The organism is Nocardiopsis halophila DSM 44494 (assembly GCF_000341245.1).
In the GTDB taxonomy this organism is placed as follows: domain Bacteria; phylum Actinomycetota; class Actinomycetes; order Streptosporangiales; family Streptosporangiaceae; genus Nocardiopsis_A; species Nocardiopsis_A halophila.
Window position 1 is genome coordinate 808 of record NZ_ANAD01000256.1, and the last position, 23265, is coordinate 24072.

The 23265-nt window shown below is 75.6% G+C and carries 16 protein-coding genes and 1 pseudogene; 7 read left to right on the forward strand and 10 right to left on the reverse strand.

What is annotated here, in order from left to right; all coding sequences use genetic code 11:
- The first annotated feature begins 36 nt into the window (after positions 1-36).
- The 6 genes and pseudogenes from D450_RS31460 (at position 37) to D450_RS0127240 (ending at position 10461) form a co-directional block, all read left to right on the forward strand.
- On the forward strand, positions 37-798 hold the full coding sequence (locus D450_RS31460; RefSeq protein ID WP_017541784.1) for an alpha/beta fold hydrolase: 762 nt from the start codon (positions 37-39) through the stop codon (positions 796-798).
- 241 nt (positions 799-1039) lie between these two features.
- Positions 1040-2218 (forward strand): adenylyltransferase/sulfurtransferase MoeZ, encoded by a 1179-nt coding sequence (gene moeZ / locus D450_RS0127220; RefSeq protein WP_017541785.1) that lies wholly within the window; start codon positions 1040-1042, stop codon positions 2216-2218.
- A 172-nt stretch (positions 2219-2390) separates the two neighbouring features.
- A complete protein-coding gene (locus D450_RS0127225; RefSeq protein ID WP_239647297.1) occupies positions 2391-2786 on the forward strand; it encodes an SPW repeat domain-containing protein in 396 nt (131 codons plus the stop codon).
- 97 nt (positions 2787-2883) lie between these two features.
- Positions 2884-3213, forward strand: coding sequence for an MGMT family protein (locus D450_RS0127230; RefSeq protein WP_017541787.1), 330 nt, complete (start codon positions 2884-2886; stop codon positions 3211-3213).
- 160 nt (positions 3214-3373) lie between these two features.
- Positions 3374-6515 (forward strand): annotated as a pseudogene (locus D450_RS31465) (ATP-dependent helicase).
- Between the two features lie 502 nt (positions 6516-7017).
- Positions 7018-10461, forward strand: coding sequence for an ATP-dependent helicase (locus tag D450_RS0127240; protein ID WP_017541791.1), 3444 nt, complete (start codon positions 7018-7020; stop codon positions 10459-10461).
- A gap of 498 nt (positions 10462-10959) precedes the next feature.
- On the opposite strand, the gene D450_RS0127245 is transcribed toward D450_RS0127240, so the two are convergent.
- From D450_RS0127245 to D450_RS0127275, 7 genes are all read right to left on the reverse strand, one after another.
- Positions 10960-12084, reverse strand: a complete 1125-nt coding sequence (locus tag D450_RS0127245; protein WP_017541792.1) for a type III PLP-dependent enzyme domain-containing protein — start codon at positions 12082-12084, stop codon at positions 10960-10962.
- 145 nt (positions 12085-12229) lie between these two features.
- Complete coding sequence (locus tag D450_RS0127250) at positions 12230-12877, reverse strand: RraA family protein (protein WP_017541793.1); 648 nt, start codon at positions 12875-12877, stop codon at positions 12230-12232.
- Between the two features lie 55 nt (positions 12878-12932).
- Positions 12933-14348, reverse strand: coding sequence for a TRAP transporter large permease (locus D450_RS0127255; protein ID WP_017541794.1), 1416 nt, complete (start codon positions 14346-14348; stop codon positions 12933-12935).
- On the reverse strand, positions 14345-14950 hold the full coding sequence (locus tag D450_RS0127260) for a TRAP transporter small permease subunit (protein WP_017541795.1): 606 nt from the start codon (positions 14948-14950) through the stop codon (positions 14345-14347). The genes D450_RS0127255 and D450_RS0127260 overlap by 4 nt, the downstream gene beginning before the upstream one ends.
- Positions 14947-16059, reverse strand: a complete 1113-nt coding sequence (locus tag D450_RS0127265) for a C4-dicarboxylate TRAP transporter substrate-binding protein (RefSeq protein WP_017541796.1) — start codon at positions 16057-16059, stop codon at positions 14947-14949. The genes D450_RS0127260 and D450_RS0127265 overlap by 4 nt, the downstream gene beginning before the upstream one ends.
- A 2-nt stretch (positions 16060-16061) precedes the next feature.
- Positions 16062-16862 carry a carbon-nitrogen hydrolase family protein gene (locus D450_RS0127270; RefSeq protein WP_017541797.1) on the reverse strand — a complete coding sequence of 267 codons (801 nt, stop codon included), beginning with the start codon at positions 16860-16862 and terminating at the stop codon, positions 16062-16064.
- A complete protein-coding gene (locus D450_RS0127275; RefSeq protein ID WP_017541798.1) occupies positions 16862-17635 on the reverse strand; it encodes an HpcH/HpaI aldolase family protein in 774 nt (257 codons plus the stop codon). The genes D450_RS0127270 and D450_RS0127275 overlap by 1 nt, the downstream gene beginning before the upstream one ends.
- A 125-nt stretch (positions 17636-17760) precedes the next feature.
- Here D450_RS0127275 and D450_RS0127280 point away from each other — a divergent pair, with 125 nt between their 5' ends.
- Positions 17761-18453: a GntR family transcriptional regulator gene (locus D450_RS0127280; protein WP_017541799.1), complete on the forward strand. Its 693-nt coding sequence runs from the start codon at positions 17761-17763 to the stop codon at positions 18451-18453.
- Positions 18454-18477: 24 nt separating this feature from the next.
- On the opposite strand, the gene D450_RS0127285 is transcribed toward D450_RS0127280, so the two are convergent.
- From D450_RS0127285 to D450_RS35035, 3 genes are all read right to left on the reverse strand, one after another.
- Positions 18478-19761 (reverse strand): acyltransferase family protein, encoded by a 1284-nt coding sequence (locus D450_RS0127285; RefSeq protein ID WP_017541800.1) that lies wholly within the window; start codon positions 19759-19761, stop codon positions 18478-18480.
- 2104 nt (positions 19762-21865) lie between these two features.
- Positions 21866-22534: a response regulator gene (locus D450_RS0127290; RefSeq protein WP_083932817.1), complete on the reverse strand. Its 669-nt coding sequence runs from the start codon at positions 22532-22534 to the stop codon at positions 21866-21868.
- Between the two features lie 9 nt (positions 22535-22543).
- Positions 22544-23263, reverse strand: coding sequence for a histidine kinase (locus D450_RS35035; protein ID WP_017541802.1), 720 nt, complete (start codon positions 23261-23263; stop codon positions 22544-22546).
- Positions 23264-23265: the final 2 nt, after the last annotated feature.

The following is a 23265-nucleotide window of genomic DNA, read 5'->3' on the forward strand; positions in this document are numbered from 1 at the left end:
GGACTCGGCGGCTCCTCCACCGACTGGACCGACCTGATGGGCGGCCTGGCCGAAGGCCACCACGGGGAGGCGCCCGACCTCCCCGGGTTCGGCCTGTCCCCGCCGCCCGACGACGGCGACTACTCCGTCGACGCCCACGCCGCCGCGGCGGCCGCGCTGATCCGCGCCGGGGACCACCCGGTGCACCTGGTCGGCAACTCCCTCGGCGGGTCCGTGGCGGTGCGCCTGGCCGCCGACCACCCCGAACTGGTCCGCACCCTCACCCTGATCTCGCCCGCCCTGCCCGACCTGCGCCCCCGGCTGGTGCCCTACCAGATGGTCGGCGCCCTCGTCCCGGTGCTCGGACCGGCCGTCTACACGCGTATCCAGAGCCGCCCCGCCGAGGTCCGGGTCCAGGACATGCTGGACGCCACCTACTTCGACCCCGCCTCGGCCCCCGCCCAGCGGGTCATGGAGGCGCTCGAGGCCGAGCGGGAGCGGGACAACCACGGGCACGCCGTGGAGTCGGTGCTGGAGAGCCTGCGCGGGCTGGTCGCCGAGTACCTGCGCCGCGGCCCGCGCGCGCTGTGGCGCCAGGCCGCCGGGGTGGACGTGCCCACCCTGCTCGTCTACGCCACCGCCGACCGGTTCATCGACCCGCGGGTCGCCCGCCGGGCGGCGCGGGTGTTCCCGCGCAACCGGCTGGTGCTGATGAAGGAGACCGGGCACGTGGCGATGATGGAGCGCCCCGAGGCGGTCGCCCGGGAAGTGCGCCCGTTCCTCACCGGGGCGGACGCCTCCCGTACCCGGCCGGCCTGACGGCGGGCCCGGCGCCCTGGTCGAGGCGGAGCCCCCGCGACCTCGCCCGTTCCGTTCCGCCCGCGTCGGCGTGAGTCCGTTCGAGCCGGGTCCCCGAACGGGGAATGCAAAACCCCACCCCGTAGGTTGGGTATAAGAGCAAGCTCGTCACGTGCCCGAACCGAACCTCCGGCCGGCTCCCGGCCCCTTCCGGAGGGACCGCGGGCGCCGTGGCGCCGACGAGAACCAATGAGGAGCCGCTGTGTCGCTGCCGCCGCTGGTCGAACCAGCCGACGAGCTGACCGTCGACGAGGTGCGCCGCTACTCTCGCCATCTGATCATCCCCGACGTGGGCATGGACGGCCAGAAGCGCCTGAAGAACTCCAAGGTGCTGGTCGTGGGCGCCGGCGGCCTGGGGTCGCCCGCCCTGCTCTACCTGGCCGCCGCGGGCGTGGGCACGCTCGGCATCATCGATTTCGACGTGGTCGACGAGTCCAACCTGCAGCGCCAGATCATCCACGGCCAGAGCGACGTGGACCGCCCCAAGGCGGTCTCCGCGCGCGACTCCATCCGCGAGGTGAACCCCAACGTCGAGGTGGTCCTGCACGAGGAGCGGCTCGACTCCGACAACGCCTTCCGCATCTTCGAGCCCTACGACCTCATCGTCGACGGCACCGACAACTTCGCCACCCGGTACCTGGTGAACGACGCGTGCGTGCTGCTCGGCAAGCCGTACGTGTGGGGGTCGATCTACCGCTTCGACGGCCAGGCGTCGGTGTTCTGGGCCGAGCACGGCCCCTGCTACCGCTGCCTGTACCCGGAGCCGCCGCCGCCCGGCATGGTGCCCTCCTGCGCCGAGGGCGGCGTGCTCGGCGTGCTCTGCGCCTCGATCGGCTCCATCCAGGTCAACGAGGCCATCAAGCTGCTCGCCGGGTTCGGCGACCCGCTCGTCGGCCGCCTGATGATCTACGACGCCCTGGAGATGAACTACCGCGCGGTCAAGGTCCGCAAGGACCCCGAGTGCCCGCTGTGCGGCAAGAACCCCACGGTCACCGAGCTCATCGACTACGAGGAGTTCTGCGGCACCGTCTCCGACGAGGCCCAGGAGGCCGCCTCCGGGTCCACCATCACCGCCGGCGAGCTCAAGCAGATGATGGACGCCGGCGAGGACTTCCAGCTCGTGGACGTCCGGGAGAAGAACGAGTACGAGATCGTCCGGATCCCGGGCTCGGTCCTGATCCCCAAGGGCGAGTTCCTGAGCGGGGAGGCCTTCGCCAAGCTGCCCCAGGACAAGAAGGTCGTCCTGCACTGCAAGTCGGGCGCCCGCTCGGCCGAGGCGCTCGCCGCGCTCAAGGGCGCCGGGTTCTCCGACGCCGTCCACGTGGGCGGTGGCGTCCTGGCGTGGGTGAACCAGGTCGACCCGAGCCTTCCCACCTACTGACCGACCGGCCACCCGGCCGATCGACCGGTCCCGTCGGGCGCTGTCCCGTCGCCACAGGGGCCCGGCCCGCCTTCGGCGGGCCGGGCCTTGGCGTGTCCAGGGCCCCTGCCCCTGGACTGGGGGTGAGCGGGTTGTGATCTGTGCCACGCATGGGTATCTACCGAGTGCCGACGTGACGATCGGCGGTGTCGGCGGTGAGGGAGGTGCGGCCATGCAGGGCAAGGGGCGCTCGGCCGACTGGATCGCGGTCGCGGCGGGTGTGCTGCTGTCGGTGAGCTGGATCTGGGACGCGATGGTCGGCCCGCCCAGGGCGGCGATGTTCGTCCTGGGCCTGCTGATCGTCCTCGCGGCGACGATGTCCATCACCCGGCCCGGGCTGATGGCCAGTGAGGCCGTCGTGTTCGCCCTGGGCGCGCTGGTGTTCGTGCTGCCGTGGCTGATGGAGTTCACGCTGAACACCGCGGCCGCCTGGACTTCGTGGAGCCTCGGGCTGGTCGCGATGATCGCGGGGGTCGTCGGCAGCCTCCAGGCCTCGGGGATGCACCGCCACCGCGCGGTCCCGCACTGAGCGGTCCCGTTCCGACCGGTAAGGAGGCGCTCCGGCCCGCCCTTGAGGGGAGCGGGCCGGAGCGCCCCTGTGCGCCCGGGGCGCTAGGGTCCCCGGTATGCCCCGACCCGACAGCCATCCCACCGAGTACGCCGAGCGGGTGCTCGACGTGGTCGACCGCATCCCGGCCGGGAAGGTCATGTCCTACGGCGACATCGCCGAGCTCCTGGGGGAGGGCGGGCCCCGCCAGGCCGGGGCGGTGATGTCCGCTTGGGGTGGCGGCGTCCCCTGGTGGCGGGTGCTGCGCGCCGACGGCACGCCCGCGCCCGGCCTGGAGGTCCGCGCGCGGTCCCACTACGCGGCCGAGGGAACGCCGCTGCGCGCCTCCGGCCGCGTCGACATGGCCGCGGCCCGCTGGGAGGGCCCCGGCCCCGGAGACCCGGTGTGAGGGGGCCGTCCGGTGACGGACCGGGGTCGCGTGTGCGCGCAGGGCGTGCGGTGTGCGCCATCTCCCGTAAAAAACGGGTACGGATGTTCGAGTCCTCGTTCCCGGAGGCGGGTGGGCATGTGGTGAACTGGGTCGGGTGAACCCGTCCCCGTACCGTCTCGTGCGGCGTGCGCACACCGAGGCGCCGCCGCCGGTGCTGGACGAGAACCAGCGGCGCGTGGTCGCGCACAAGGGCGGGCCGCTGCTGGTGCTCGCCGGACCCGGCACAGGAAAGACCACCACCATCGTCGAGGCCGTGGTCGACCGCATCGAGAACCGCGGAACCGACCCCTCGGCGGTGCTCGTGCTGACCTTCAGCCGCAAGGCCGCCGAGGAGCTGCGCCACCGCATCACCGGCCGGCTGCGCCGCACCACCCGCGAACCGCTGGCGATGACCTTCCACAGCTACGCCTACGCGCTGATCCGCCGCGAGTTCCAGCGCATGGGCGACCAGGCGCCGCGCCTGCTCTCCGGGCCCGAGCAGCTCATGGAGATGCGGGAGATCCTGGCCGGGGAGGACGCCGACGGCGCCGAGATGTGGCCCGACCGGCTCCGGCCCGCGCTGTCCACCCGCGGCTTCGCCGAGGAGCTGCGCGACTTCCTGATGCGCGCCCAGGAGCGCGGACTGGGCCCCGAGGACCTGGACCGGCTCGGGCGCCTGCGGGAGCGCGACGACTGGGTGGCCGCCGGCGACTTCATGGACCGCTACACCGGCCGCTTCGACGTGGCCCCGGTCCCCACCTTCAACTACGCCGAGCTGGTGCGCATCGCCGCCAACCTGCTGAGCGACCCCGAGGTGCTGGCGCGCGAGCGGGCCAGCCGCGAGGTCGTCTTCGTCGACGAGTACCAGGACACCGACCCCGCCCAGGAGGAGCTGCTGCACGCCCTGGCCGGGGACGGGCGCGACCTGGTCGCGGTCGGTGACCCCGACCAGTCGATCTACGGCTTCCGCGGCGCCGACGTACGGGGCATCCTGGAGTTCCCGCAGCGCTTCCCCGCCCCCGACGGCGCCGCCGCGCCGGTCGTCGCCCTGACCACCTGCCGCCGCAGCGGCCCCGCGCTGCTGCGCGCCTCCCGGGGCGTGGCCCGCCGGCTGCCGGCCGCCCCCGCCCCCGGCGGCGGTCCGGTCAACGCCCACCGCGAGCTCGCCCCCCTGGACGGCGCCGCCGAGGGGGAGGTCCGGGCGATGGTCGCCGAGAGCCCCACCCAGGAGGCGGCGGTCATCGCCGACCTCCTGCGCCGGGCCCGGCTGGTCGAGGGGCTGGACTGGTCGCGGATGGCGGTGCTGGTGCGCTCCTCGGCCCGCCAGGTTCCGGTGCTGCGCCGCGCGCTGATGGCCGCCGGGGTGCCGGTGGCCGTCGGCGGCGACGAGCTGCCGCCGGNGCTGCTGCTCCTGCGCTGCGGGCTGCACCCCGACACCCTGGACGCCGACGCCGCCCACGAGTTGCTCATCTCGCCCTTCGGCGACGCCGACACGGTGCGGCTGCGCCGGCTGGGCCGGGCGCTGCGCCGCCTGGAGCTGGACCGGGTCGCGGCCGGGGACGCCGGGGGGTCCGGGGACCGGGAAGGCGGCGGCCCGGCGGTGCCGCGGGCCTCGGCGGTGCTGGTCGCCGACGCCCTGCGCGATCCCCGCGAGCTGACCCTGGTCGACCCCGCGGTGGCGGCGCCCGCCCGGCGCATCGCCGGTCTGCTGCGCACGGTCGCCGACACCGCCGCCTCCGGGGGCAGCGCCGAGGACGTGCTGTGGGAGGTGTGGCGCACGGCCGGGCTCGGCGACCGGCTGGGGGGGGGCCNGCGCCGCCGCCGACCGCGACCTGGACGCGGTGGTGGCGCTGTTCGAGAACGCCGCCCGGTACTGCGACCGGCTTCCGCCCGGCACCCCGGACGGGTTCCTGGAGGACCTGGAGGCCCAGGAGATCCCCGGGGACACCCTGGCCGAGCGGGCCCCGGAGGGCGAGGCGGTGCGGATCCTGACCGCGCACCGGTCCAAGGGCCTGGAGTGGGACCTGGTGGTGGTCGCCGGGGTACAGGAGGGCGAATGGCCCGACCTGCGGCTGCGCGGATCGCTGCTGGGCGTGGAGGCGCTGGTGGACGCCGTCTCGGGGTTCGGCGGCGACGGCGACCCGGCCGCGGGTGCGGCGGCCGCCTCCAAGATGCTGGACGAGGAGCGCCGGCTGTTCTACGTCGCCGCCACCCGCGCGCGTTCGCGGCTGGTCGTCACCGCGGTCGGAGGCGAGGACACCGAGGAGCGCCCCTCCCGGTTCCTGAACGAGCTGGGGGTGGGCGAGCCCGAGAAGGTCGGCACGGGGCGGCGGTGGCTGTCGCTGCCGGCGCTCGTGGCCGACCTGCGCTCGGTGGTCACCGACCCCGAGCGCCCCGACGCGCTGCGCCACGCCGCCGCCGTGCACCTGGCCCGCCTGGCCCGGGAGGGGGTGCGCGGGGCGGCGCCCGCCGAGTGGCACGGGCTCACCCCCTGGTCGGACGCGCGGCCGCTGGCCGAGGACGGAGAGGGGATCCGGGTCTCACCGTCCCAGGTGGAGCTCTTCGGCACCTGCCGGCTGCGGTGGCTGCTGGAGAAGGGGGCGGGGGCGTCGTCGGCCGAGACCGCCTCGGCGCTGGGCAGCATCGTCCATGCGGTGGCGGTGCTGGTCGCCCAGGGGATGCCCAAGGAGGAGATCGACCGCCGGATGGACGAGGTCTGGTCGGAGCTGGACTTCGGGGGCCGGTGGTACGCGGGCAAGCAGCGCGAGGCCGCCGACCGCATGGTCGGGCGGCTCATCGACTGGCACCGCGCCGACGCGCGGGAGCTGGTCGTCACCGAGGAGGGGTTCACCGTCGACGTCGGCGGGGTGGAGATCACCGGCCGGGTGGACCGCCTGGAGCGCGACGAGCAGGGGCGCGGGTTCGTCGTGGACATCAAGACCGGGGCGTCGGCTCCGCACAAGGACGACATCGCCCGCCTGCCGCAGCTGGGGGTGTACCAGCTGGCCGTGCTCAAGGGCGCCTTCTCCCGGCTGGGGCTGGTCGAGCCGGGCGGGGCCTCGCTGGTGCACGTCGGCAAGGGCGGCTTCGCCCAGCGGGCGCGCGAGCAGGAGCAGGCGGCCCTGGGCGAGGACGGCGAGCCGGGGTGGGCCGAGGACCTGGTGCGCGAGACCGCCGAGGGCATGGCGGGGGCGCGGTTCACCGCGACCCGCAACGACCGGTGCGACTCCTGCCCGGTCAAGTCCAGCTGCCCCGCCCACGACGAGGGGAGGCGGGTGTGAGCGGGGTGCGCTCGGCAGAACCTGCGGGGGCGGGGGCGCCTGGACCGTCGACGGGGGCCGTGCGCCCTGCCCGGTGGAGGCCGGCGAAGGAGGGGCGGTCGGTCGGCCGTGCCGGATGCCGGTGGCGGAGCAGGCGCGGCCGCCTCGGTCGGCGTCGTCGCGCGGCCCCTGCCGCCACTGTGGCCGCCGCCCCGGGAGGGCAGAGGGCCGGACGCCGGGAGGACGGCCCGTTCGCGTTCGCCGGAGCGGTGCCCCCCTGCGGTCGCGGCCGCCACTCGGCCGAGCGGAAAGAGGGGGCGGACCGGACGCGGCTGAGACCGCGTCGGCGGACACGGCCCGGCGGCCGGTGCCCGGGGGCGTGCGGGATCCACAGGGCGCACGGCGCGAGGCGGGACGACACGACGGCGCCGACGGCGCCGACAGAACCGGCGGCACTCGCGGCACTGGCGGCACCGACAGAAGCGACGGCACCGGAGGCCGCGGCACGGGAAGGGGGTCGGCGATGAGCGACGCGCAGGACACGGACGGGCCGGAGGCCCCGGTGCGGCCGCGGCGGATCCTCACGCCCGCCGAGATCTCCCGGCTGCTCGGGCAGCCCGAGCCCACCGCCGAGCAGGCGCAGGTCATCGCCGCCCCGCTGGGGCCGTCGGTGGTCGTGGCCGGGGCCGGGTCCGGCAAGAGCGAGACCATGGCCGGCCGGGTGGTCTGGCTGGTCGCCAACGGGTACGTCCGGCCCGAGCAGGTGCTGGGCCTGACCTTCACCCGCAAGGCCGTCTCCGAGCTGGCCGAGCGGGTGCGCAAGCGCCTGGACCAGCTGCGCGCGGTGGACCAGGTCCCGGCCGAGGTCCTCGACGGCGAACCGGAGGTGGCCACCTACAACTCCTACGCCGCCCGCCTGGTCGGCGACCACGCGCTGCGCGAGGCGGTCGAGCCCTCCACGCGGCTGCTGAGCGTGGGGCAGAGCTGGCAGCTGGCCGCCCAGGCCGTCGCCGCCTACGACGGCCCGATGGACGCGGTCGACGTCGCCCCGGCCACCGTCACCGACCGGGTGCTCGCCCTGGCCGGCGACCTCGCCGACCACCTGCGCACCCCCGACGACGTGCGCGGTGTGGGGCGCTGGATCCGCGAGCGCGCGGCCGTGCTCCCGGCCCGGGAGCGGACCAAGGACACCACCGGCGCCCTGGAGGCGGCCCAGGCCACCCGCGAGCAGCTGCTTCCCCTGGTGGAGCGGTACACCGCGGCCAAGGCGGCACAGGAGGCCATGGACTTCGGCGACCAGGTGGCGCTGGCCGCCCGCATCGCCGAGCGCCACCCCGAGGTCGGCATGGCCGAGCGCAGCCGGTACCGGGTGGTCCTGCTCGACGAGTACCAGGACACCAGCCACGCCCAGCTGCTCCTGCTGCGCGCGCTGTTCGGGGGCGGCCACCCGGTCACCGCCGTGGGCGACCCCTGCCAGTCCATCTACGGCTGGGGGGGGGGCCGCGCCGGGAGCCTGAAGAGCTTCCCCACCGACTTCCCGGAGGGGCCGGGGCGCCCGGCGCCGGTGCGCGTGCTCGCCACCAGCTTCCGCAACGGCGAGCGGGTCCTGTCGGTGGCCACCCGGGTCTCGGAGCCGCTGCGGGCCGAGGGGGCCGAGGTGCCGGTGCTGCACCCCGGCCCGGCACGGCGCGGGCGCGGGGCGGTGACCTGCGCCCTGCTGCCGACCGAGACCGAGGAGGCCGCGTGGATCGCGCGGACGGTGGAGTCGGCGATGCAGGAGGGCGCCCAGGGCGCGGCCCCGGACGGGCGCCCCTGGCCCGAGGGCGAGGGCGGCTCCGGGCTGACGCCCGGCGGGGTCGCGGTGCTGTGCCGCAAGCGCTCCCAGTTCGCCGCCGTGCGCGAGGCCCTGGAGGCGCGCGGCATCCCGGTGGAGATCGTCGGGCTGGGCGGGCTGATGACCGTGCCCGAGGTGCGCGACGTCATCGCGGCGCTGCGGGTGGTGCACGACCCGTCGGCCGGCAACGAGCTGGCGCGGCTGCTGACCGGCCCGCGGCTGCGGCTGGGGCCGCGGGACCTGGTGGCGCTGGGGGAGAGGGCCGCCGAGCTGGTGCGGGAGGCCCGGCGGGACCTGACCGGTGCGGCGTCCCGGGCGCCCGAGCGCGGCGGCGCCGACGGGCCCGCGGAGGCGGCGGGCGAGGGGGCCGGTCCGGGCGCGGCCCCCGGCGAGAACCTGCTGCGGGACACCGTGCTGGACCTGACCGCCGAGAGCGGCAGCCTGGTGGACGCCCTCGACGACCTGGGATCCGCCGAGCGGTACTCCGAGGCCGGGTACGAGCGGCTGGCGATGCTGGCGGCCGAGCTGCGCGGGCTGCGCAAGCTCGCCGGGCAGCCGCTCCCGGACCTGATCGCCGAGGTCGAGCGGGTGCTCGGGCTGGACATCGAGGTCGCGGCGCGGCCCGGGCGCGACCCGATGGCGGCGCGCGCGGACCTGGACGCGTTCATGGACGCGGCGGTGCGCTTCGCCGGGAGCAGCGACGACCCCACGCTGGCGGCGTTCCTGACCTACCTGCGCTCGGCCGAGGGGGCCGAGCGGGGGCTGCAGCCGGGGGAACGGGTCGGCGCCGGCGACACGGTGAAGCTCATGACGGTGCACGCCGCCAAGGGGCTGCAGTGGCCGCTGGTGGTGGTGCCCGGACTGGCCGGCGGAGGAGGGCGCTCGTCCGTCTTCCCGACCAGCCCCCGCGAGTCCGGGGGGTGGGTGCGCCACGCCCACCAGCTGCCCTACCCGCTGCGGGGGGACGCGGCGGGGCTGCCCCGCCTGGACGACGTGGACAAGGCCTCGGTCAAGGCGTTCAAGGAGGCCGAGAAGGAGCGCCACCTGATGGAGGAGCGCCGGCTCGCCTACGTCGCCGTGACCAGGGCGTCCTTCGCGCTGGTGTGCACGGGGCACTGGTGGGGGCGGGACAGCGCCTCCAAGCGCGGGCCGTCGCCGTTCCTGGAGGAGGTCCGGGAGGCGTGCGAGGCCGGTGCCGGTCGGGTGGCCGCCTGGGCGCCGCCGCCGGAGGAGGGCGAGGAGAACCCCCAGACCTCGGGCGCGGAGCCGGTCGAGTGGCCGCTGCCGCCGGAGGAGCTCTCCGGCGCGGAGGCGCGGCGCCACCGCGGCCTGGAGGCCGGGGCCGCGCTGGTCGAGCGGGCGGCCGAGGAGGGCGCGGCGTGGGCGGAGGCCCTGGAGCGGTCGCCGCTGTCGGCGCGGGCGCGCCGGCGCCTGGACGGATGGGCGCGCGACACCGAGCTGCTCTTGGCGCACCGGGCGTCCGAGGCCGGGGGGCCGGACCCGGTGGAGGTGGAGCTGCCCGCGCACCTGTCGGTGTCGTCGCTGGTGGTGCTGGCGCGCGACCCGGAGGCGCTGGCGCGCCGGATCCGGCGGCCGATGCCGCGGCCCCCGGCCCCGCACACCCGGCGGGGGACGGCCTTCCACTCCTGGCTGGAGCAGCGGCACGGGCAGCAGAGCCTGCTGGGCCCCGACGAGCTGCCGGGGGCCGCGGACGAGACCGCCGGTGAGGACGACGAGGACCTGGAGGAGCTGCGGCGCCGGTTCGAGGAGAGCGAGTGGGGCGGCCGGGTGCCGCTGGACGTCGAGGTGCCGTTCGAGACGGTGATCGGCGACCGGCTGGTCCGGGGGCGGATGGACGCGGTGTTCCGGGACGCGGGGACCGGGCGCTACGACGTGGTCGACTGGAAGACGGGGCGGCCCCCGGAGAGCGGCCGCGAACGCGCGGCGGTGGCGGTCCAGCTGGCGGCCTACCGGTTGGCGTGGGCGGAGCTGGCGGGAGTCCCCCTGGAGGAGGTCGGCGCGGCGTTCCACTACGTACGCGCGGGCGAGACGGTCCGCCCGTCGGACCTGCCGGACGCCGACGGCCTGGCGGCCCTCCTGGACCGCATCCCCGACCCGGGCGAAGGAGCCTGAGGACCGGGCGGCCCGCCCGGCTGGAGGCGGCGGTCCCGCCGCCCCCGTCCCTGCTGAGGGACGCCGAAGGCCCGTCCCGGGAGAGAAGCCGACCGAGCCCGCCAGGCGTCAGTGGACGAGCGGCGTGCCGACCGGTACGGCCGGAAGGCCCTTTGGCGCGGAAGCGCGAGAGGAGTCGCCGGTGTCGGAGCCGTGTGGCGTGGGCAGGGGTGTGCTTCTGGTCGCTGAACGGGTCCGTGGGTTCCGGTGTCGGGAGTCCGAGAGGAGGGGGCGCTGGGGAGGCGTCCGCTGGTCAGCGCGGAGGCCGGGCATGTCCTGTCGGTGGACGAGTGGGGTTCCGACCGGTACGGCCGGAGGGTCCTTTCCCTAGGAGGCATGTGACGAGCGCCGGTGTTGGAGCCGCGTGGTGGAGGCGGGGCGCCCGTTCGGTCCTGATCGGGTCCTGGGGGGCCCGGTGTCGAGGAGCTTGCGGGGAACGGTCTCGCCGGGGACGCCTCGTCAGCCGGTGCCCAGACAGTGGACCTGCGGCCCCGGTGTGCGGGGGGCCGGGTCGGACGGTGCCGCGGGGAACGCCACGAGGTCGCCCGGGCGCAGGCGTTCCACCGGGGCCGGGGGGAACCGCGCCGTGTCGGGGCCTGACCCGCGGAAGGCCACAGTCACCGGCTCGTCCACCAGCTCCGGGCGGTTCCACGGCCGGTCCCAGACGTCGTCCCGCGGCACCACCGCGAACCCGGCGGCGTCGGGGGCGGGGGAGCGCCCGGCGGCCACCAGGGCGTAGGCGCGGCCGCGGCGGTGCTTCACGTCCAGCACCGGGGTCAGGAACCAGCCGGACCAGGCCGCGCCGGGCGCCGACGCCAGGATCGCGACCCGCTCCCCCGAGGGCGCGCGTCCCACCGGGACCGGCGACCGGCCCACGCCGGCCGCGTCGGGCGCACCGGGGAGCGCCGCGGTGAAGGCGTATTCCGGTGCGGAGATCCCGAACATCGAGCTCCACGGGCGCAGCGCCTCCACAGGGGCGGCGATGTCGGGAGGGCGCCCGACGGGTGCCGTGGCGGCGAACCCCAGGACCCGCACCGCAGGGTCCGCCCCGAGCACCTCGGCGCACTCCACCAGCGCGGCGGCGTCCATCCCCGCCCAGGGGGCGCCGGGCGCGGTGTCGGGGTCGGGTTCGGCGCGGTCCCCGGGGGAGGGGTCGGCGCTCAGGAGCACGCCGACCGGGTACCCCGCGCGGCGTGCCGAGTGCTCCAGAAGGCGCAGCTCGCCCGGGCTGTCGGCGAGCACCACCGCTTCGGCGCGGGCGGCGTCGGCGACCACGGACTCCAGGTCGGCCGCGGTCTTGCCCGCGCCGGTGAGCACGGTCCGCCGCCCCGGGCACTCGCGCAGCACGGTGCGCAGCGCGGGGACCGTCTCGACGAGGAAACCCGTGGTGTGCGGGGCGAGGGCCCCGGCCGCACCGGGCGGCGGGTCGGGCAGGGGCAGGTAGAGGTCGAACGCGCCGGGCAGGAGCGCCCGCAGCGCGCGGGCGTGCCCGGTCATGAGGGGGAGGTCGTGGACGCACACCGGGAGGCTCTCAGGGGAGAGCTTCAGGGCGTGCTCGTGGACGCGCTTCGGCAGCTCGATCATGGGGGCTCCAACGATGGCCGGTCGCTGGTGAGGTCCTACCCCGGGGAGCCCCGACATACTGGCCGGTTCGGCCCGAACCGAGCGAATGCGAACGGCGGGGCCCGCCCCTCCCCGGGGCCGGGCCCCGCCGTCCTGCGGCGCAGCCTCAGGGGCGGTACTTCGCGGCGCCGGAGAACTCCGCGATGGAGCCGCCGTTCGCGATCGACTCCCGCGCCGGGGCCTCGGCGTCCTCCTTCGCCTTCAGGAGGGCCCCGAGGCCCACGGCCTCCCCGGGGGAGAGGAACGCGGCCCCGTCGGAGTCGGCGAACACGACGTCCCCCGGGTGCACGACCGCGCCCCCGACGGTGACCGGCACGTTGATCGCCCCCTCGATCCCGGCGATGCGGGTGGTCAGCGGGCTGTACCCGCGGGAGAGCACCGGGAAGCCGTAGGCGCGGGTCTCGTCGTGGTCGTTGACCGCCCCGTCGATCACCGCGCCCACGGCGCCGCGGGCCTTGGCGGTGAACGAGACCAGGCCCCCGAAACAGGAGCGGGCGCGGTCGCCGGACTGGTCCACGACGAGGACGTCGCCGGGGCGCAGCATGTCGACCGCCATGTGGACGGCGGTGGAGTCCAGGTGGGGGATGCGCACCGTGACGGCCGTGCCGGTGAACCGCAGCGGGCGCCGGTTCGGCTGCAGGCCGAGGGCGAAGCCGTGGTCGCGCAGGTGGCCGAGGGTCGAGACGCACACCCCGCCGAGCTCGGCGGCGATGTCCTCGTCGATCTGCCGGGGCATGTCGTTGACGGTGAACACGGCGGTTCCTTTCGAAGGGCGGACGGGGGAAGGGGAACGGCGGCGCGGAGGCGGGCTACCGTGCGCTCGACAGGGACGGGATGAGGGTGACGATCTCGGGGAAGGCGATGAGGGCCGCCACGACCACCGCGTCGGCGGCGATGAACGGCAGGATTCCGCGGAAGATGCGGCCCAGGCCGGCCTCGGGGACCGCCCCCGAGTACACGAACGCGTTCATCCCGACCGGCGGCGTGATCAGCGCCATCTCGGCGACCTTCACGATGAGCACGCCCAGCCAGATGCCGTCGAAGCCGTACCCGACGAGGATCGGGTGCAGCAGCGGCGCCGCGACGAGGATCATCGAGATCCCGTCGAGGAACATGCCCAGCGGCAGCAACAGCAGCAGGCACAGCACCAGCACGGCGTAGGGCGCCAGATCGGCGCCGATGACGGCGTTGACCAGCGCGGTGCTCGCCCCGGACAGCGCGAGGAAGTACGTGAACACCCCGGCGCCGACCATGAGCAGGAACGTCATGGCGGTCAGCCCGACCGCCTCGCCGACGGAGTCCCCGACGGCGCGCAGCCAGCGGGGCGGGCGGGTGCGGATGAGCAGGATGACCAGCGCGGACAGCGCCCCGAAGGAGGCGGCCTCGGTGGCGGTGGCCAGGCCGAGGTAGATCGTCCCCACGGACACCAGGAAGATGACCACGAGGAACAGGAACCCGGTGATGTCCGGCCGGGGGTGCGGAGCGTCCCCACCGGCCCGATCTCCGGCCCCGGCGGCGGGCGCCTGCTCCTGCGCCTCCGGGGTCTCCTCCGCCCCCCGCGCGTCCGGGGTCCCCGGTGCGTCCTGCGCGCCCGCGCGGGTCTTCCGGCGCCGGCGGACGAGCACCGTCAGCACGATGGTGGCCGCGTAGAGCAGGACCGTCAGCAGGCCCGGGCCGATGCCCGCGAGCAGCAGGTGCCCGATGCTCTCCTCGGTGACCACGCCGTACAGGACGAGCACGATGGACGGCGGGATGAGGACGCCGAGCGTCCCCCCGGCGCACACGACGCCGGCCGCGAGGCGGATCCCGTGCCCGGCCCTGGTGACCGCGTCGGTGGACACCCGCGCCATGGTCGCCACGGTCGCGACGCTGGACCCGGTGACCGCCGCGAACAGCCCGGACCCGGACAGCGACGCGAGCGCGGTCCCGCCCGGTAGGCGGCGCAGCACCCGCGAGGCGAGATCGAACCCCGCCTGCGCCAGCCGCGCCCGGACGGCGAACACCCCCATGAGGATGAACAGCGGGATGATCGTCAGCGAGTAGTCGGCCGCCGTGGAGAACGGCTGGTTGGCGACCGTGCTGACCGCCGCCTCCGGTCCCCGCAGCAGGACGATGCCGGCCAGTCCCGCCGCCATGAGCGCGATGCCGACGTGGAGCCGGATCGCGAGCAGGGCCAGGAAGAGCGCCAGGACGGCGATGACGATGACGAGCGTTCCGGCGGTCATCGGTCGCCCCCTTCCTCGCGGTGCGTGTGGTCGTGGTGCGTGTCGTCGTGGTGCGCGGTCCGGGGCCGCTCCGGTGCGGCGCCGGCCCCCTCCGCCTCCGGCACCTCGCCGGAGCGGAGGGCGCGCAGCTCCAGGGCCGCCTTCCCGACCGCGACGGCGAAGAAGAGCAGGAAGGACGCGAAGAGCACGAGCTTGGCGGGCCAGGTGGCGAGCCGGAGGATGTCGTTGGTCGTCTCCCCGCGGTCGACCGCGGAGACCAGGACCTCGCCCAGCCCCCAGACCATCAGGGCCCCGAGGGCGGCCAGGAGCACCACCCGGACCCCGGAGAGGACGGCGCGCGCCCGCAGGCCCAGCCGCATCTCGACGAGGCCGACCGAGACGTGCTGCCCGCCGATCTCCGCCGAGGCCAGGCCGAGGAAGGCGATGGCCACCAGGAGCAGCGTCGAGATGTCCACCGTCCCCAGGACCGACTGGTCCCGCAGGTTGCGGCTGACGACGTCGGCGACGGTCAGCAGCATCAGGGCCAGGAGCAGCAGTCCGGCGGCGAGGTTGAACGCGGTGGCGACCGCGGCGGCCGCCCGGGGGATGCGCAGGCGCCTCATCGCTCCGCCCCTTCCATGCAGTCGACCAGCGGGGCGGTGTAGTCGGAGGCCGCGGTCTCCTCGTCGATGATCCGCCGGTAGTCGTCGAGCACGGACTGCGCGTCGTAGCCGCGCTCCTCGTAGCGGGCGACCCACTCCTCGGCCACCCCGGCCTCCTCCTTCCAGGCCGAGACCTCCTCGTCGGGGAGGGAGGTGAACTCCGCACCGGCGGCGGTCAGCTCCTGGCACGCGGTGTCCCCGAGCGCGTCCATCTCCTCCAGTCCGTTGGCGATGCCGTTGCCGGCGGCGCCGGTCAGCGCCTCCTGGTACCCCTCGGGCATGGACTGGAAGAGGTCCTCGTTGACGACCACGATCGAGGACGAGTACGCCCCGATGCCGGGATCGGTGATGTAGGGCGTGGTCTCCGACAGGCCGAAGGTGGGCAGGTTGGCCAGGGCGAGGGCGGTGTAGCCGTCCACGACGCCGCGGGTCATCGACTCGTAGATGTCGGTGGCCGTCATCGCGACCGGGTTGGCGCCGGCGGCGAGCATGACCTCCGAGGTCAGCCCGCCCGAGCGGATGCTCGTGCCGCGCAGGTCCTCCAGGCTCTCCACCTTCTCCTGCGTGCCGATCGCGTTGAGGCCCAGCGGGAGGGGGAAGAGCAGGCGCACGCCCTGCCGGTCGAAGTCCTCCCGGTAGGTCGCGTTCTCCTCGTAGAGCCGCTCGATCGCCCTCATCTGCACCTCGGGGTTGCCGGTCTCGAACGGCAGCTCGACCACCGTGAACATCGACAGGTCCGATGCGGCGTAGATGGACCCGACCTGGGCGGCGTCGGCGCGCCCGTCCAGCGTCGCCTGGACCGCCTCGTCGGCGTCGACGAGGCTCTGCGAGTAGTGGAGGCGGACGGTGACCCCGCCGCCGGTCCGCTCCTCGACCTCGTCGGCCCAGCGCTGGGCCGCGCGCGACTGGTCGGAGGTCGGGCTGGAGTAGGTCGTGTAGTGCAGGACGTAGGTGTCCGCGGTACCGCAGGCGGTGAGTCCGGCCGCGGCGGCCGCCAGTGCGGTGCCCGCGGCGGCGGCCGCGGTGAGCCGCCGCGCGCCGCGGCGGGGGTGGTGCGCACGTGGCCTCATGGTCAGCCTCCTGCGGGTGCCACGCGGTAGCGCCGCAGGGACAGGGCGGGGTTGACCGTGCGGACGTGGTCGATCCGGTCGCGCTCCAGGGCGGCCGTGCCGATGCCGGGCGCCTCGCCGAGCGCGGCGACGGCGACGCCCATCGGGTCCACGATGGCGCTGTTGCCCGCCCCGGCCGGTCCGCTCTGGCCGGCCGCGAGCACGTAGACGGTGTTCTCGATCGCCCGGGCGCGCACCAGAGTGTTCCAGTGGTACTCCTTGAGCGGGCCGGGCACCCACTCGGCGGGCAGGGCGACGGCGTCGGCCCCCGCGTCGGCCAGGACCCGCGAGGTCTCCGGGAAGCGCAGGTCGTAGCAGGTCTGCATGCCCACGGTGAAGCCGTCGACCTCCAGCAGTTGTGGCTCGCACGGGTCGGCGGGGATGACCCGGTCGGACTCCCGGTAGCCGAACGCGTCGTAGAGGTGCACCTTGCGGTAGACGGCCGCGATCTCGCCGTCCTGGAGGCCGACGAGGGCGTTGTGGATGCGCCCGTCGCCGGCCGCCTCGTTGACCCCGGCGATCACGGTGAGGCCGAGGCCGGCGGCGACGGTGCGGAGGCGGGTCACGGCGGGCCCGTCGAGCGGCTCGGCGCTGTCGACGAACCGGTCGTCCATGGCGGGCGCGGTGAAGACCGCGTACTCGGGGAGCACGGCCAGGCGGGCGCCGCGTGCGGCGGCCTCGCCCAGCAGCGCCTCGATCGACGCCAGGTTCGCGGCCTTGTCCTCGCCGGGCGCGAACTGGACGACGGCGGCGGTCAGGCTCATCAACGGCTCCTCTGCTCGTTCTCGATCTTCCGCAGGGCGTCGAGCGCGCCGGTGAACCCGGACAGCAGCGCCCCGTACTGCATGGTCGTGACGATGGTCCCGGCCCCCTCCTCCACGGCCAGGCGCTTCTCCGCCTCGCTCCAGGCGGGCAGGATCCACGGCTTGCCCGCGGCCCGCGCGGCGCGGGCCAGCCTGCGCAGGTCGGCCAGGTCGTCCCCGCCGACGGTGTAGGCGCCGCGGCCGCGGCGCAGCGACAGGTCGGAGGGGCCGATGAAGACGCCGTCGACGACGGGCAGGGCGAGGATCGCCTCGACCTCCTCGAACGCCGAGGCGTCCTCGATCATGGGGTAGCAGCGCGTGCCGGCGTCCTGGTCGGCGACCCAGGCGTCGGTGAACCCGCGGTAGCCGGAGGTCCGGCCCCCGGCGAAGGAGCGGTCGCCGAGCGGGGGGAACTTGGCGTAGCCGCAGACCCTCCTGGCGTGCTCGGCGGACTCGATGTGGGGAATGGCCACGGCGTCCGCGCCGAAGTCCAGGGCCTGCTGGACGGGTCCCCGCTCCGGGCCGAGCACCTTGGCGACGACGTCCATGCCGGTGCTGCGGGCGAACGGGATCAGCCAGTCCAGGGCCGCCAGGTCGAACAGGCCGTGTTCGATGTCGAGGACGACGGTGCCGTACCCGGCCAGGTGCGCCATCTCCACGGCGGCGGCGGAGGGCTCCGTCAGCCAGACGGCGTGTCTGGTGTCCCGTTGTTGGGGCGTGCTCTGCTCGGGCATGGTGCGGGTTCCCCCTGGTCGTGCGCTTGCGGATGCGGACGGATGTGACGCGCGGCATCGGTGCGCGTGGTGTGGACGACATGTATACACGTAGTATGCCGAGGTTGTAAAGGTAGGCTGAGGCCGTGTCAGACCAAAGGAACAGCGGCAAGGACAGCGGCAACGGCGGCACGACCGGTAAATCGCGGCCTTCGGCCCGCGACCGCGCCTACGACTGGATCGGCTCGGCCATCCTGACCGGGGTGTACGCCGAGGGGCAGTTCCTCGACGAGGTCGCCCTGGCCCAGGAGGTCGGGACCTCCCGGACGCCCGTGCGCGAGGCCCTCCACCGCCTGCAGGCCGAGCGCTTCGTCGAGCTCGTCCCCCGCCGCGGTGCCCAGGTCAGGGTCGTCAACGCCAAGGAGATGAAGGAGATCTACCAGGCGCGGTTCGTCATCGAGTCGGACGCCGCGCTCCGGATCTGCGAGCGGGGCCGCGGCGCCCCCGCCGGGTTCACCGAGCTCATCGAGGCGATGGAGGCCGCCGGCCGCAGGCGCGACTGGAACGAGATGGCCCAGCTCGACCAGGCCTTCCACGCCTCCCTGGTCCGGCACCAGGGCAACGCTGTGCTGGCCGAGATGTACGACGCGATGCGTCCGCGGCAGGTCCGGCTGTCCGTGCGGACCATCACCGAGGCCCCCGAGCGCCTGCCGGTCATCGAGCGCGAGCACCGCGAGCTCGCCGCGGCCCTCGCCGCGAACGACGGGGAGCGCAGCGTGGACCTGCTGAAGGTCCACCTCCGGGAGGTGCCCGAGCTCGTCCGGGCCTTCTCCGAATAGCGCGGACCAGGGCGCGGCGCCGGATCAGGCCAGGTGGACCGCTGCCAGGGCGAACGCGGCGGCGCCCGCGCCGACGACGGCCCGGAAGGGGAGCGAGGCCGCGATCCCGCGCCATGGGCCCTCGAAGCGCCGGAGCGCGATCGAGCACGCGGCCAGGAGCAGCGCGAACACCGGCAGCCAGGCGAGCCGCGCGGCCACCCACCCCGCGCCGTCGGGCGCCGAGGTCAGTCCGGGGACGGGTGGGCCGGCCGCCGCGGCGGCCAGCGCGGGCAGGGACGCGGCCGTCAGGTGCCAGCAGAAGACGGTCAGCGCAGCGAGGTTCACCGCGGCCACGGGCGCCCACGCGGCGGGTCGGCGCAGCAGCCGCTCCAGCGGGCCGCGCAGCAGGACGGCGGCGCCGATCTGGACCGCGGCCAGGGCCGGGACGAACAGCGACGGCGGGTTGAGGTTGGAGCGGTCGGCCCCGGGCAGGCCCACCGCGCTCGCCGGGTAGCCCAGGACGGCCACCAGTACCGTGAGGGCGGCGGCGCCGCCGGCGAGCAGGGCCCAGGCCCGGCCGCGGGCGAGGCGGCCGCGGGCCCAGGAGATGCCCAGCAGATAGGCGAACAGCCAGGCGGGCAGCACCGAGGCCAGGCCGGCCCAGGCGGGGACCGGTGTCGTCCACGGGCCGTACAGGAGGAGGTCGACGGCGGCGACGGGGAGCACCAGGGCGGCCGCGGCCCCGAGGCCGATGCGGCGCTCGACGGCGACCGCGACCGGGGTGAGCAGGGTCGCGGCCGTGTACACGGCGATGAACCACAGCGGTTGGAGCGCCAGCAGCACCAGGCTCCGCACGCTGGCCTCGGGGACCCCGGCGACCGGGAGGAGCACGGCGCCGGCGCCCCAGGCGGCGGCGACCAGCACCACGGGGCGGCCGAGCCGGCGGGTCCGGGAGAGCAGCCAGGAGCGCTCGGGCTCCCCGCGCTCACGGGCGCGGTCCAGCGCGAGGGCCGACACGTAGCCGCCCACCAGGAAGAACAGGGCGAGTGTCTGGAGGACCCAGCTCAGGGGCGCGAGCCCGGGCAGGTCGCGCAGCGGGCTGGAGATCCGCAGGCCGCCGTCGGCCCAGAGGACGAGGGCGGTGACGAGCCAGTGGCCGAGCACGATCCCGCACACGCCGAGGGCGCGCAGCCCGTCGAGCGCCCGTTCGCGGTCCGGCGGTGTGGCGGCGTCGAACCGGTCGGCGGTCCTGGTCAGGGAGCGCCGGACCGAGGCGGCGGCGCGCACCGGAAGGCGCGCGAACGCGTGTGCCGTCCTGCCACCGCCCATGACCTCCCCCGAACCGGTCGCAAGTGCCGCTCGGCGCCCTCGTCGTCCTCATCTCCATTGATGCCCGCCGGGGGCGCCGTCGTCGTCGCCCGTGAGAGGGATGTGCCGGATGCCCCCGGAGGGTGGGGGCGGGGGTCCGGCACGTGCGGTGGAGGGGGGTTTCCAGGTCGGGTCAGGTCGTTGCCGTGTCGGTGTCGCCAGGGGCGGGCGAGGGTCGGCGGCAACGGGGCCGTTGGCAACGGGGGAGGAGTCATGGGCCAGGCCCGTCACCACTGCTGCTGCCGCCCGACGGACCACCCGTCGAGGGCGCTCCCGGTTCCCGGGTACGGGTCGGCGGGGTGCCGGGTAGAGGGGCGGCGACGGCCCCGGCAGGTACCCCGCTCCGGGCAGCCGGCCGGGCGGCGGGACCCCTGCGGTACTGGCGTTTCAGCGACGACGGGACGGCTGGTGCCCCGCTTACGGCTACCGGCCGGGTGGCGGGCCGCCGGGGTGCCAGGGGGAGGGGCGGCGACGACAAAGCGGGGCGGTTCCCCGGTGCCGCCGATCGGCCGCCGGGCCTCCCGTGGTCCGGGCCGGGTGCGCGGTGGGGCCCGGTCGCGTCCGCCCGCGCCCGCGGCGCACCCACCGGGCCCGCTCCGGGCGCCCCTCCCCGACCAGGGGCACCCTTGTGACCTGGGTGAACACGCACCGTCACAGGGGTGGGGAGGGCGGGGGCGCGCTGATCGACGCCTCCTGGCGGCTCCCGGGTGCGATCGAGGCCAGACCAGAACGCGGTTCGGTGCCACGGTGTCCTCATTGCCCCTGTTCGTCCGCTCGCCGAGGAGGGCGGGGCGCCAGGAGAGGGGCGGGGCGCCCGCCCGTGCCGGGCCTCGCACCGACCTCGGCCCCTTTCCGCTTACTCGGGGTGACGAAGAATGCCGCAATCGGGTCTGGTGTGCCGGTAGAAGGGGCGCCGGGTACCGAATCCCGTTCTGGTCTGGCCGCCACCGCACGCCCGCCCCGCCCGCGGGGCCGCTCCGGGCGTGCGCGAGGCCCGCACCCCCTCCCGATCCGGACAAACGGGACGACCGGCGGGCCGCCCCGGCCGGACGTCGGCCCGGAAGGGCCGGTTCCCCATCGATAGTGGTGGTATCGCCACGCAACTGCGCATTCCGTGGCGATACCACCACTATCGATGCACTGCCGCCGCCTGGCGCGCCCGGTGTGCCCGGAACGCGAAGACGGGGGAGCAATCTGGGCGGCGGGCCACCCGGCCAGCCCCGGCAGGCGGGGCGAGCACGGCCCCTGCCGTCCCCCTCGCCCCTGACCATGGGAGGCCCGGCGCCCGACCGCCAGGACCGGGGAACCGCCGCGCTTCTTCGTCGCCGCCGTCTCCCTGCACTCCGGCGGCCCACCACCCGGCCAGCAGGCGCGAGCGGGGCACCGCCTATCCCGTCGTTGCTGCTGTTCCTGGAGCGCAAGAAGCCCGGCAGCCGACCGGCATCACCGGGGAAGCGCCCCGCTTTGTCGTCGCCGCCCCTCCCCCTGGCACCCCGGCGGCCCGCCACCCGGCCGGAGCCCGTGAGCGGGGCACCAGCCGTCCCGTCGTCGCCGCTCTTCCCGGACCGCGAGAGGCCCGGCGGCCGACCGCCGACACCGGGAAAGTGCCCCGCTTTGTCGTCGCCGCCGTCTCCCTGGCGCCGAAGGGCCCTGTCGCCCGGCAGGCAGGCGTGAGCGGGGCACCGGCTGTCCCGTTGTTGCTGCTCATCGCTGGTACCGCCGGGACGCCTGCGCCCGGCGGCGGCGAGTGAGCGGGGGACCTGCTGCGCCGTCGCCGCCCTCCCTCTGGCACCGAAGGGCCCCGCCGCCCGGCCAGCAGGCGCGAGCGGGGTACCCGCTGCTCCGTTGTCGCCGCCCTCACCGGCGACCATTCGTAGGCCCTGCGCCTTACTCCGCCACCCGTCAGGGGCGCCGACCTTTTCCGTCGTCGGCCGAGCCATGCTCTTTCGGCGGGCGATGGACGATGGGCGGTGGTCGGCGGGCGGTGGTCGTTGCGGCAGGGAGGGGAACGGGATGCGCCTCGGACCGTTCACGGCCCTGGCCTCTGTCCGGGCCCCGAGGGAGGTCAGACGATGCCGTTCTCGTAGGCGAACACCACCGCCTGGGTGCGGTCCCGGAGGTCGAGCTTCATCAGCAACCGGCCCACGTGGGTCTTGACCGTCTGCTCGGAGACCACCAGCTCATCGGCGATCTCGCCGTTGGACAGCCCCTTGGCCACCAGCCTCAGGACGTCGGCCTCGCGCGGGGTCAGGTCCGCGTAGGCCTCCGGGCGGGCCGTCGCCCGCTCCCTGCGGCGGGCGGCGATGTCGGCGATCAGGCGCTTGGTGACCGACGGCGCCAGCAGCGCGTCCCCCCGCGCCACCGTGCGCACCGCCGCGCGCAGGTCGTCCACGGGCGCGTCCTTCAGCAGGAACCCGCTGGCCCCCGCCCCCAGCGCCTCGTACACGTACTCGTCGAGGTCGAAGGTGGTCAGCACCAGCACCCGGGCGGCGTCCTCCCCGTCCTGCGACGGGGCCTGGGCGGTGATCCTGCGGGTGGCCTCCAGGCCGTCCATCGCGGGCATGCGCACGTCCATGACGACCACGTCCGGCCGGTGCTCCTCCACCAGGCGCACCGCCTCCCGGCCGTCGTCAGCCTGGGCCACCACACTGATGTCCTCGGCCGCGTCCAGCAGCGCGGCGATCCCGTCGCGCACCATGGCCTGGTCGTCTGCGACTATCACGGTGATCGGCACCGGACCACCCTACTGCGGACCGCCCGCCTCCAGCGGCAGACGGGCCACCACCTCGAAGCCGCCGTCGGCCGTCGGCCCGGTCCGCAGCGACCCGCCGAGGACCGCCGCCCGCTCCCGCATGCCGACCAGGCCGTGCCCGCCCGGCCCGAGGCCCTCGGCGTCCTCGTGCGGCGCCCCCTCGGCGGGCCCGTTGGCCACCCGCACCTCCAGTGCACCGTCCACCGGAGACAGCGCGACCTCGACCCGGGCGCCGGGGGCGTGCTGAGCGGCGTTGCTCAGCGCCTCCTGGACGATCCGGTACGCCGAGCGCTCCACCGCCTCGGACGGATCGACCTCCCCCGAGCGGTCGTCCAGCTCCACCCGCATGCCCGCCGTCCGCGCGCCGTCCACCAGCTCGCCGAGGCGGTCCAGCCCGGGCTGCGGCGCGCGCTCGGCCTCCTCGCCCTGCTCCCGGAGCAGCCGCACGACCCTGCGCATCTCGGTCAGTGCCTCGCGCGCGGCGTCGCGCACGGTGGTGAAGGTCTCCGCGGCCCCCTCGGGCAGCCCCGGGTACTTGTAGGGCGCCGCCTCGGCCTGGATGGCGATCATCGACATGTGGTGCGAGACCACGTCGTGCAGCTCCCGGGCGATGCGCGAGCGCTCCTCCAGCGCCGCCTGCCGGGCGTGCTCGCGGCGGCGCAGCTCCGCCTCGCGCGCCAGCTCCCGCTGGGCGGCCAGGCGCCCCCGCACGT

What these genes read in the sequence shown, in the direction of transcription:
- D450_RS31460 (WP_017541784.1), top strand. Translation starts at nt 37, where the DNA reads ATGGGCGGCCTGGCCGAAGGCCACCACGGGGAGGCGCCCGACCTCCCC.
- D450_RS0127240 (WP_017541791.1), top strand. Translation starts at nt 7,018, where the DNA reads ATGAGCGACGCGCAGGACACGGACGGGCCGGAGGCCCCGGTGCGGCCG.
- D450_RS0127260 (WP_017541795.1), bottom strand. Translation starts at nt 14,950, where the DNA reads ATGAGGCGCCTGCGCATCCCCCGGGCGGCCGCCGCGGTCGCCACCGCG.
- D450_RS0127255 (WP_017541794.1), bottom strand. Translation starts at nt 14,348, where the DNA reads ATGACCGCCGGAACGCTCGTCATCGTCATCGCCGTCCTGGCGCTCTTC.
- D450_RS0127275 (WP_017541798.1), bottom strand. Translation starts at nt 17,635, where the DNA reads ATGCCCGAGCAGAGCACGCCCCAACAACGGGACACCAGACACGCCGTC.
- D450_RS0127265 (WP_017541796.1), bottom strand. Translation starts at nt 16,059, where the DNA reads ATGAGGCCACGTGCGCACCACCCCCGCCGCGGCGCGCGGCGGCTCACC.
- D450_RS0127285 (WP_017541800.1), bottom strand. Translation starts at nt 19,761, where the DNA reads ATGGGCGGTGGCAGGACGGCACACGCGTTCGCGCGCCTTCCGGTGCGC.
- D450_RS0127230 (WP_017541787.1), top strand. Translation starts at nt 2,884, where the DNA reads ATGCCCCGACCCGACAGCCATCCCACCGAGTACGCCGAGCGGGTGCTC.
- D450_RS0127270 (WP_017541797.1), bottom strand. Translation starts at nt 16,862, where the DNA reads ATGAGCCTGACCGCCGCCGTCGTCCAGTTCGCGCCCGGCGAGGACAAG.
- D450_RS0127245 (WP_017541792.1), bottom strand. Translation starts at nt 12,084, where the DNA reads ATGATCGAGCTGCCGAAGCGCGTCCACGAGCACGCCCTGAAGCTCTCC.